The 9554-nt window shown below is 70.6% G+C and carries 9 protein-coding genes; 7 read left to right on the forward strand and 2 right to left on the reverse strand.

The window, feature by feature from the left end:
- Positions 1–16: 16 nt before the first annotated feature.
- Positions 17–1354 (forward strand): gluconate:H+ symporter, encoded by a 1338-nt coding sequence (locus ACWD02_RS11625; RefSeq protein WP_451207784.1) that lies wholly within the window; start codon positions 17–19, stop codon positions 1352–1354.
- Between the two features lie 58 nt (positions 1355–1412).
- Positions 1413–2744, forward strand: coding sequence for an enolase C-terminal domain-like protein (locus ACWD02_RS11630; protein WP_451207787.1), 1332 nt, complete (start codon positions 1413–1415; stop codon positions 2742–2744).
- Between the two features lie 4 nt (positions 2745–2748).
- On the opposite strand, the gene ACWD02_RS11635 is transcribed toward ACWD02_RS11630, so the two are convergent.
- Positions 2749–3651: a TetR/AcrR family transcriptional regulator C-terminal domain-containing protein gene (locus ACWD02_RS11635; protein ID WP_451207789.1), complete on the reverse strand. Its 903-nt coding sequence runs from the start codon at positions 3649–3651 to the stop codon at positions 2749–2751.
- A 115-nt stretch (positions 3652–3766) separates the two neighbouring features.
- On the opposite strand from ACWD02_RS11635, the gene ACWD02_RS11640 reads away from it, so the two are divergent.
- The 5 genes from ACWD02_RS11640 to ACWD02_RS11660 all read left to right on the forward strand — a co-directional run bounded on the left by ACWD02_RS11640 (position 3767) and on the right by ACWD02_RS11660 (position 8771).
- Positions 3767–5389, forward strand: coding sequence for an MFS transporter (locus ACWD02_RS11640; RefSeq protein ID WP_451207792.1), 1623 nt, complete (start codon positions 3767–3769; stop codon positions 5387–5389).
- Positions 5390–5552: 163 nt separating this feature from the next.
- Positions 5553–6125 (forward strand): HPP family protein, encoded by a 573-nt coding sequence (locus ACWD02_RS11645; protein WP_451207794.1) that lies wholly within the window; start codon positions 5553–5555, stop codon positions 6123–6125.
- Positions 6126–6223: 98 nt separating this feature from the next.
- Positions 6224–7057, forward strand: a complete 834-nt coding sequence (locus ACWD02_RS11650; protein WP_451207797.1) for an aldo/keto reductase — start codon at positions 6224–6226, stop codon at positions 7055–7057.
- A 104-nt stretch (positions 7058–7161) separates the two neighbouring features.
- The gene (locus ACWD02_RS11655) at positions 7162–7350 is read left to right on the forward strand and encodes a DUF6479 family protein (RefSeq protein ID WP_451207799.1); all 189 of its coding nucleotides are present in this window, start codon (positions 7162–7164) and stop codon (positions 7348–7350) included.
- 20 nt (positions 7351–7370) lie between these two features.
- A complete protein-coding gene (locus ACWD02_RS11660; protein WP_451207802.1) occupies positions 7371–8771 on the forward strand; it encodes an NADP-dependent succinic semialdehyde dehydrogenase in 1401 nt (466 codons plus the stop codon).
- On the opposite strand, the gene ACWD02_RS11665 is transcribed toward ACWD02_RS11660, so the two are convergent.
- On the reverse strand, positions 8765–9445 hold the full coding sequence (locus tag ACWD02_RS11665; protein ID WP_451207805.1) for a TetR/AcrR family transcriptional regulator: 681 nt from the start codon (positions 9443–9445) through the stop codon (positions 8765–8767). The two genes, ACWD02_RS11660 and ACWD02_RS11665, sit on opposite strands and share 7 nt — an antisense overlap.
- Positions 9446–9554 lie beyond the last annotated feature (109 nt).

Here is a 9554-nt window from a genome sequence, read left to right on the forward strand (position 1 = left end):
TCAAAGGGGAACTGAAATGCCGCTCGTCGTAGTCGGGGTCAGTGTCTTGATCCTGTTGTTCCTCATGACCCGCCTGAAACTGAACGGCTTCGCCGCCCTCCTCCTCGTGGCCGTCGGTGTCGCGCTGGTGCAGGGCATACCGGTGGCCACGATCCCGGACGTCCTCTCGGAGGGCATCGGCGGCCAGATCGGCGACACGATGCTGGTCATCGGGCTCGGCGCCATGGTCGGCCGCGTCATGGGGGACTCCGGCGCCGCCCAGCGCATCGCCAACAAGATGCTGGACGCGTTCGGACCGCGCTGGGTCCAGGTGGCCATGGTGGTCACGTCCATGCTCATCGGCGTGACCATGTTCTACGAGGTCGCCTTCATCATCATCGTGCCCATCGCGTTCACCCTCGTACGCGTCACCGGCGCGAAGCTGCTGTGGATCGGGCTTCCGATGTCGATCACGCTCTCCACGATGCACAGCTTCCTGCCGCCGCACCCCGGCCCCACCGCCGTGGCAGCCACGTTCCACGCCTCCGTCGGACTGACCCTGGTCTACGGCCTGTTCATCGCGATACCCGCCGGCGCGCTGATCGCGCTGACGTGGCCCCGGCTTCCGTTCGTCAGGGCGATGAACCCCACCATCCCCAAGGGCCTGGTCAGCGAGCACGAGTTCACCGACGAGGAGATGCCCGGCCTCGGGTGGTCGCTGACCGTGGCCCTCTTTCCCGTCGTGCTGATCGCGGGCGCCTCGGTCACCGAGATGGCCACCTCCTCCGAGAGCCCGCTCCTGCACTCCGTCACCTTCATCGGCTCGGCACCGATCGCCCTGCTCCTGACCCTGCTGCTGGCGATCTGGGCGTTCGGGCCGCGCATCGGCCGCAGTCTCTCCGACGTCAGCGATTCCTGTGCGTCGGCGGCCAAGGCCATGGCCATGATCCTCCTGGTGATCGGAGCGGGCGGCGCCTTCAAGAACGTCCTCGTCGAAGGGGGCATCTCCGACCACATCAAGGACACCACCGACGGCTGGTCCATCTCGCCGCTCATCCTCGCGTGGCTGATCGCGGTGATCCTGCGCATCGCCCTGGGCTCCGCCACGGTCGCCGTCGTCACCGCGTCCGGTGTCGTGCTGCCGCTCCTGGCGGGCAGCGGCGTCCACCCCGAGATGCTCGTGCTCGCCGTGTCCTGCGGATCGATCGCCTTCTCCCATGTCAACGACCCAGGGTTCTGGCTGTTCAAGGAGTACTTCAACCTCTCGGTCATCGAGGCGATCAAGGTCCGCACCACCTATACGACGGTTCTCGCGATCCTCGGCCTCGGCGGCGTCCTCGCGGTGGAGTGGGCGCTGGACGTCCTGAGCCTCTGACCCTTGTACCTCCCTCGTGCATCCCACACCCGCTCTCACACCTGAGGAATCGCCCATCATGAACAGGCAGCCGACCGTCACCGCGTTCAGCGTCTATCCGGTCGCCGGCCGGGACTGCATGGAGCTCAACCTCTCCGGCGCCCACGGCCCCTACTTCACCCGCAACATCGTCGTCCTCAAGGACTCCGACGGTCGCACCGGCCTGGGCGAGGTACCGGGCGGCGAGAAGATCACCCAGACCCTGCGCGACGCCGAGTCCCTCGTCGTCGGCGCCCGCGTCGGTGACTACAAGCGCGTCCTGCGCGAGATCGGCGACCGCTTCGCCGACCGCGACTCCGGTGGCCGGGGCGCCCAGACCTTCGACCTGCGCACCACCGTCCACGCCGTCACCGCCGTCGAGTCCGCGCTGCTCGACCTCCTGGGCCAGCACCTGGAGGTGCCCGTGGCGGCGCTGCTCGGCGACGGACAACAGCGCGACTCCGTCCGCGTGCTCGGCTACCTCTTCTACGTCGGCGACCCCGACCGCACCGACCTCGACTACGTCCGCGAGCCCGACGCCTCCGTCGACTGGCACCGCATCCGGCACGAGGAGGCCCTCACCCCCGAGGCGATCGTCCGGCAGGCCGAGGCCGCCTACGACCGGTATGGCTTCCGCGACTTCAAGCTCAAGGGCGGCGTGCTGGAAGGCGCCCAGGAGGTCGCGGCCGTACGCGCCCTGAAGGACCGCTTCCCCCAGGCCCGCATCACCCTCGATCCCAACGGCGCCTGGTCCCTGCGCGAGGCGATCGAGCTGTGCGCTCCCCTGACCGACACCCTCGCCTATGCCGAGGACCCCTGCGGCGCCGAGGGCGGCTACTCGGGACGCGAAGTGCTTGCCGAGTTCCGCCGGGCCACCGGGCTGGCGACCGCCACCAACATGGTCGCCACCGACTGGCGGCAACTGACCCACGCCCTGGCCCTGCAGTCGGTCTCCATACCCCTGGCCGACCCGCACTTCTGGACCATGCAGGGTTCCGTGCGCGTGGCGCAGCTGTGCAACGCGATGGGTCTCACCTGGGGCTGCCACTCCAACAACCACTTCGACATCTCCCTGGCCATGGTCACCCACTGCGGTGCCGCGGCCCCCGGCGACTACAACGCCCTGGACACCCACTGGATCTGGCAGGAAGGCCTGGAACGCCTCACCACCACCCCGCCCCGCATCGTCGGCGGGGAGATCGCCGTGCCCGAAGCACCCGGGCTCGGCATCGAGCTCGACATGGACCGGCTCCTGGCGGCCCACGACCTCTACCAGGAGAAGGCCCTGGGCGCACGCGACGACGCCACCGGCATGCGCTACCTCATCCCCGACTGGCGGTTCGACAACAAGCGGCCCTGCCTGGTGCGTTGACGGCTCAGCTCTTCGCGATGAGCGCCTCGACCCCGTCCAGGAAGCGCTGGAGCCCGAACTCGAAGAGCGTGCCCAGTTCGAGATCGAAGTCGTCGTCGCCGAAAAGGTGGAAGAGGACCGGATAGGCCCCGCTGGACTGGATCGCGTCCATCCGGGGCTCGTTCGTCGCCATCCACTCCTCGGGGGTCATGCCGGTGTCCTGCCGCGCCTGGGTCTCCAGCTCCATGGCCAGCGTGACGCCCTGGGCGTACCCCAGCAGCGTGAGATGGACATGGATCATCTGGTACGGCGAGAGGCCGAGCCCGCTCAGGGCGCCGAGGACCCGCTCCGTGTACCGCATCGCGTGGGGTGAGGCCATCGGCCGGGTCAGTCCGGCCATGGCCCGCCCCAGCCAGGGGTGGCGTTCATACCGGCCCCACAACCACCGTGCCTCCTGGGCCAGTTGGGCGCGCCAGCTGACGGGCCGCGGACCCGACGGTTCCTCGCTGAACACCGCCTCCGACATCAGCCGCACGAGCTCACCCTTGCTCGGCACATGCCGGTACAGCGCCATGGTGGAGGCCCCGAACTCGGCCGCGACGCGGCGCATGGACAGCGCCGCGAGGCCCTCGGCGTCGGCGAAGGCGATAGCGGAGCGGATGATGCGCTCGCGCGTCAGCCCCTGCCCCGGCGCGGCACGGTGTTCCCGTACGGGCTCCGCCACCACCGTGCCGACACCGGGCACGGCGCGCACCAGGCCCTCCTGCTTCAGCGCGGCGAGCGCCTTCGTGGCGGTCGCCATCGCGACACCCCATTCCTGGGTGATGTGCCGGGTGGAGGGGACACGGTCGCCCGGGGCGAGATCGCCGGAGTCGATCCGGTGGCGGATGTCGCGCGCGATACGGAGATAGGGCGGGTCGGCGGTCATGACCTCACTGTACTAGTGCACTGCCGCGCCACTCCCCCAGCTCAGCAGCGTCACCGGACGAGGTGCACTAGGCCATTGTTTGCGGCGTACGCAGGGACCCGATTCCGTGTCGGGCATGGAGAACACACCCGGCCCCCGCGCGGGCCGCAAGGAATGGTCCGCACTCGGCGTCCTCATGCTGCCGCTGCTGCTGGTCTCGATGGACGTCTCGATCCTCTACTTCGCGATTCCCTACATCAGCCAGGACCTGGAGCCCAGCGCCACGCAGCAGCTGTGGATCCTGGACATGTACGGCTTCGTCCTCGCCGGCCTGCTGATCACCATGGGCTCCCTGGGTGATCGGATCGGCCGGCGCACGCTGGTGCTCACGGGCGCCGCCGTCTTCGGTGCCGCCTCGGCCGCCGCCGCCTACGCACACTCGGCCGAACTCCTCATCGCCGTACGGGCGTTGCTCGGGCTCGGCGGCGCCGCCCTGATGCCCTCGACGCTCGCCCTGATCCGCAACCTCTTCTGGGACACGAAGCAGCGCGGCAAGGCGGTGACCGTGTGGACGGCCGTCATGACCACCGGCATCTCCCTCGGCCCGGTGGTCAGCGGTCTGCTCCTGGAACACTTCTGGTGGGGCTCGGTCTTCCTGATCAATCTGCCCGCGATGGTGCTGCTGCTCGTCCTGGTGCCGTTCCTGGTGCCGGAGTTCAAGTCGCCGCAGCAGGGCCGCTTCGACGTGCTGAGCGCGGTGCTCTCGCTCGCCGCCCTGCTCCCGGTCATCTACGGCATCAAGGAGACGGCCCAGCACGGCTACGAGCCCCTGCCCGCCCTCGGCATCACCTCGGGGCTGGTGCTCGGCTACGTCTTCGTGCACCGCCAGCAGCGCCTGGCGCACCCGATGATCGACCTCGGTCTGCTGCGCCGCCGCGCCTTCGGCGGCCCGATGGTCGCCAATCTCCTCGCCATGTTCGCCACGGTGGGCATGGCCGTCTTCCTCACGCAGTATCTGCAGTCCGTCCGCGGCATGAGCCCGTTCGAGGCCGCGCTGTGGAGCATGGTGCCCGCCGCGGGTATGGCCGTCATGGCTCCGACCGCGGCGGTGTTCGCGCAGCGTGTCGACCGCGCGTATGTCATGGGCGGCGGCTTCCTCGTCTCCGCCTGCGGCTTCCTCTGGCTGACCCAGGTGCACACCGACACGGCTCTCTGGGTCACCCTCGCCGCGGCCTCGGTCTACGCGGGTGGTCTGGTCGCCGCCATGACGCTCGCCAACGAGCTCGCACTGGGGGCCGCCCCGCCGGAGCGTGCGGGCTCGGCCGCCGCCGTCCTGGAGTCGGGCCAGGAACTGGGCGGGGCCCTGGGCATGGCGATCCTGGGCTCCATCGGTGCGGCGGTCTACAGCCGCGACATGGCCGACGCCCTCCCGGCCGGCATCCCGCAGGCCGACGCGGTGCGCGAAACCCTCGGCAGTGCGACGACCGTGGCCTCGCGCCTCCCGGCCGAGACGGCGCAGGGCGTGCTGTCGGCCGCGCGCGACGCCTTCACCCACGGGATGGGCTACGCCGCGATCGGGGCGGCCACCGTCATGGCGGCTGCGGGCTTCTTCTCCTTCGCGCGGCTGCGGGGCCTGGGACGAACGGAGCTTCCGGGCGATCTGCACGCTGTGCCCGAATCCGCCGAGCCGGTTGGCACGGGAGGCCGTGTCGCACCTGGTCAGAACGGTGATCACGGGACCTGGCCGCAGGTCCCGTGACCGGGCTTCGTAGGATCTTGGGTGAGTACGCGGACGCCCCGACCCCGGGCCGCCGATGCTGCCCGCGCCCCCTGCCGACCGCAGGGGCGGCCGTGGCCACTCCTGCCCTTTGTCATCCCGCCGTCCGGGGTCTCCCGCCGGCTGAAGTCCGGAACGTCCTTACTTGAGTACCGACGAGATCATCGAGGCGCCGCCCGCGCCTGTCCCACCGAGCCCCACGCTCCCTGTCCGCCCCCGCATCCTGCCCCGCCTCGCGGGCCGCGCCCCCGCCCCGCCGCCGACGGGCACCACCCTGCACAACATCAGCGCCGTCACCGCTGTGCTGCTGGCCCTGGTGGCGGTCGGTTCCGTCGTCCACGAGCCGGTGCTCATACCCCCGCTCGCGGCCTCCGCGGCGATCGTGCACAGCGCCCCCGGGCTGCCCTTGGCCCAGCCGCGCAGCGTGATCGCGGGCCACCTGCTGTGCGCCGGTGTCGGGTACGCGATCCTGGCGGCGCTTGGCAGCGCCCCATGGGCGGCGGCGCTGGCCGCGGGCATCGGCCTCGCCGTGATGACCGTGGCACGCACCCCGCACTCGCCGGCCTGCGCCACCGCGGTCGTCATCGTGCTGCACCACCCCCGGCCCGCGACCTTCGTGCCCCTGCTCGCCGGAGCGGTCGTGGTGGTCGTCCTGGCGGGGTGGGCCGCCTCGTGCGCCCGGCCCGGCGCGCCGCGTTATCCCGCGTACTGGTGGTGAGCGGTTGTGTGTCGGCGTACGGCCGTGTGAAGTTCTCGGCGTGACGTCCGTGTCCGCACACGCGGACGTACACGCGAGGACACGAGAAGGGACATGTGATGACAGCGGCCAAGACGGTGACGTTCCCCTCCGGTGTGAGCGTGCCCGCCCTGGGCCAGGGCACCTGGCGCATGGGCGACGACCCCGCGCGCCGCGCCGAGGAGCTTGCCTCCCTCCGCAGGGGCCTGGACCTGGGCATGACGCTGATCGACACCGCCGAGATGTACGGCAGCGGCGCCTCGGAGGAGCTGGTCGGCGAGGCGATTCGCGGGCGGCGGGACGAGGTGTTCCTGGTGAGCAAGGTGCTGCCGTCGAACGCCGACGCGCGCGGCACCGTCGACGCCTGCGAGGCCAGCCTGCGCCGCCTGGGCACCGACCGGATCGACCTGTATCTGCTGCACTGGCGGGGCGGGGTGCCCCTCGCCGAGACCGTCGAGGCCCTCGAAGGTCTGGTGAGCCGCGGCAGCATCGGCGCCTGGGGCGTGAGCAACCTCGATGTCGACGACCTCTCGGAACTCCCCGCCGGCGCCCTTCCGCAGACGGACCAGGTGCTCTACAACCTCACCCGCCGCGGCCCCGAGTACGACCTCTTCCCCTGGTGCCGTGAGCGTGCGGTGCCCCTGATGGCGTACTCGCCGCTGGAACAGGGACGCCTGCTCGGCCGGAGCGCCCTGGAGTCCGTGGCATCCGCGCACGGCTGCACACCGATGCAGGTGGCGCTCGCCTGGGTGCTGCGGCACGACGACGTCATCGCCATCCCGAAGGCGTCCGCCCCGGCGCACGTGGAGGAGAACCACGGCGCCCTCGACGTCAGCCTCACCGATGCGGACCTCAAGGTTCTGGACGCCGCGTTCCCGGCGCCGGTGCGCAAGGAGCCCCTGGAGATTCTCTGATCATCCCGGCCGGGGGAAGTGTGCGCTCCGCATGTCAGGGCACCCGCAAGTCCTGCGCATGCTTCCCCGCGCAGGTCGCTCTAGGGTGAATTCGGAGGCCGTACATGACCCTCGCCGCAGGCGGATCCTCGTCACTGTTGCTGATCATCGGCGTGGTGATCGTCCTCGTACTGCTCGCCCTCTTCTGGTTCGGACGGCGGCAGGTCACCCGACGCCCCAACCCACCGCAGGAGCCCCAGCCGCGCGCGAATTCCTGGCAGGAACCCCACGAGGGTCCCTCGCAGTCGCGCTAGGCGTCCCGAGGAGGAACGGCATGCCCATCGCCACGGTCAATCCCGCCACCGGCGAGACGCTCGAAACCTTCGAGCCGCTTGAGGACGCGGAGGTCCGGCGCCGGGTGGCGGCGGCCCAAACCGCGTTCGGCGAATACCGCACCAGCGCCTTCTCCGAGCGTGCCCGGCTCATGAACCGGGCCGCGGACCTGCTGGAAGAGGACAACGCGTTCATCGCGCGGACCATGACCACCGAGATGGGCAAGCCCATCAAGGCGGCCAGGGCCGAAGCGGCCAAGTGCGTGAAGGCCATGCGCTGGTATGCCGAGCGCGCCGAGGGGCTGCTGGCCGACGAGCACCCCGCGCAGGACGACGTGGCGGACTCCGGGGCGACCCGGGCGATCGTCCGCTACCGCCCGCTCGGCGTCGTGCTCGCCGTGATGCCGTGGAACTTCCCGCTGTGGCAGGTCGTACGGTTCGCCGCGCCCGCCCTCATGGCGGGCAACGTCGGCCTGCTCAAGCACGCTTCGAACGTGCCGCAGACCGCCCTGTACCTCGAGGATCTCTTCCGCCGAGCCGGGTTCCCCGAGGGCTGCTTCCGGACGCTCCTGATCGGCTCGGGCTCCGTCGAGGCCGTCCTGCGCGACGACCGGGTGGTCGCCGCGACCCTCACCGGCAGCGAACCGGCGGGCCGCTCGGTGGCTTCCACCGCGGGCGACGAGATCAAGAAGACCGTCCTGGAACTGGGGGGCAGCGACCCCTATCTGGTGCTGCCGAGCGCCGACGTCGAGCGTGCCGCCGCGACCGCGGTGACCGCCCGGGTGCAGAACAACGGCCAGTCCTGCATCGCCGCCAAGCGCTTCATCGTGCACACCGACGTCTATGACGCCTTCCGGGACCGTTTCGTCGCGGGCATGCGGGAGTTGACCGTCGGTGACCCGACGAGCGAGGAGACGGACGTCGGTCCGCTCGCCACCGAACAGGGCCGCACCGATCTGGAGGAGCTCGTCGACGACGCGCTCGCCAACGGCGCCACCGCGCTGTGCGGCGGGCAGCGCCCCAAGGAGCAGGAGCGGGGCTGGTACTACTCCCCCACCGTCCTCGCCGATGTCACCGAGCGGATGCGCATCCACCGCGAGGAGGCGTTCGGCCCGGTGGCCACGCTCTACCGCGTGGCGGATCTGGACGAGGCCGTGTCCCTGGCCAACGACTCGCCGTTCGGGCTCAGCTCGAATGTGTGGACGCGCGATGACGCCGACATCGAACGCTGCGTACGGGACCTCCAGGCGGGCGGCGTCTTCTTCAACGGCATGACCGCCTCGCACCCCGGCCTGCCTTTCGGCGGCATCAAGCGCTCGGGTTACGGACGTGAGCTGGCGGGCCACGGCATCCGCGAGTTCTGCAACGCCACGACGGTCTGGTACGGCCCGACCGATCAGTGACCGGCGGTGATGCCGGTCAGGATGAGATCGATCCCGGCGAGGAACTCCGTCCGGTCGTCGTGATCGCGTAGCTGGTCCGCGACACTGCGGAGGAACGCGTACTCGCCGGGGTCGAGGTCGGACCACGCTGCCGCGGCGGCGTCGAGGAAGTCGGTGCGGCTCGTGTCGGGTCGGCGTGCCTGGTGTGCGCGGGCGTCGGCCGCGTTCTGGCCGCCCACGCCGAGGATGTAGTTCAGGAACGCCGACGCGGCGGTGAACTGGGCCGGCCCGGGCACTCCGAGCGCCTGGACCTGGCGCCCGATGTGTTCGAAGACCCGCAGCATGGGCGACTGCCCGGGGGCGCGGGAGAGCTGGGTGCCGACCCACGGGTGTGCCTCGATCGCGTCGAACACGCCGAGCGCGAGGGCGCGGATCGCCTCCTGCGGCGTGGTGTCGGTGGTGCCGGCGGCCACGGTTTCGGCGATCACGGCGTCGGTGGCGGCGTTGAGCAGTTCCTCCTTGCCCGCGACGTGCCAGTAGATCGCGCCGGGCCCCGTGGCGAGGCGCTCGGCCAGCACGCGGAAGGTGAGCCCGCTCTCGCCCGCCGAGTCGAGCAGGGCGATCGCCGCCTCGACGATGCGCTCTCTGGAGAGCGGTTCCTCTCGTCGCTCCGCACGACGCGTCCTCGTTGCCATGCACACATCCTGGCATATCTCTGGAACCTCGTTCCAGCTTGACATCGCTGGAACGAGGTTCCAGTGTGTTTGTGGAACGCCATTCCAGAGGGGGCCCGTCGGGCCCACC

The sequence above is a fragment of the Streptomyces sp. NPDC002853 genome (assembly GCF_053591915.1).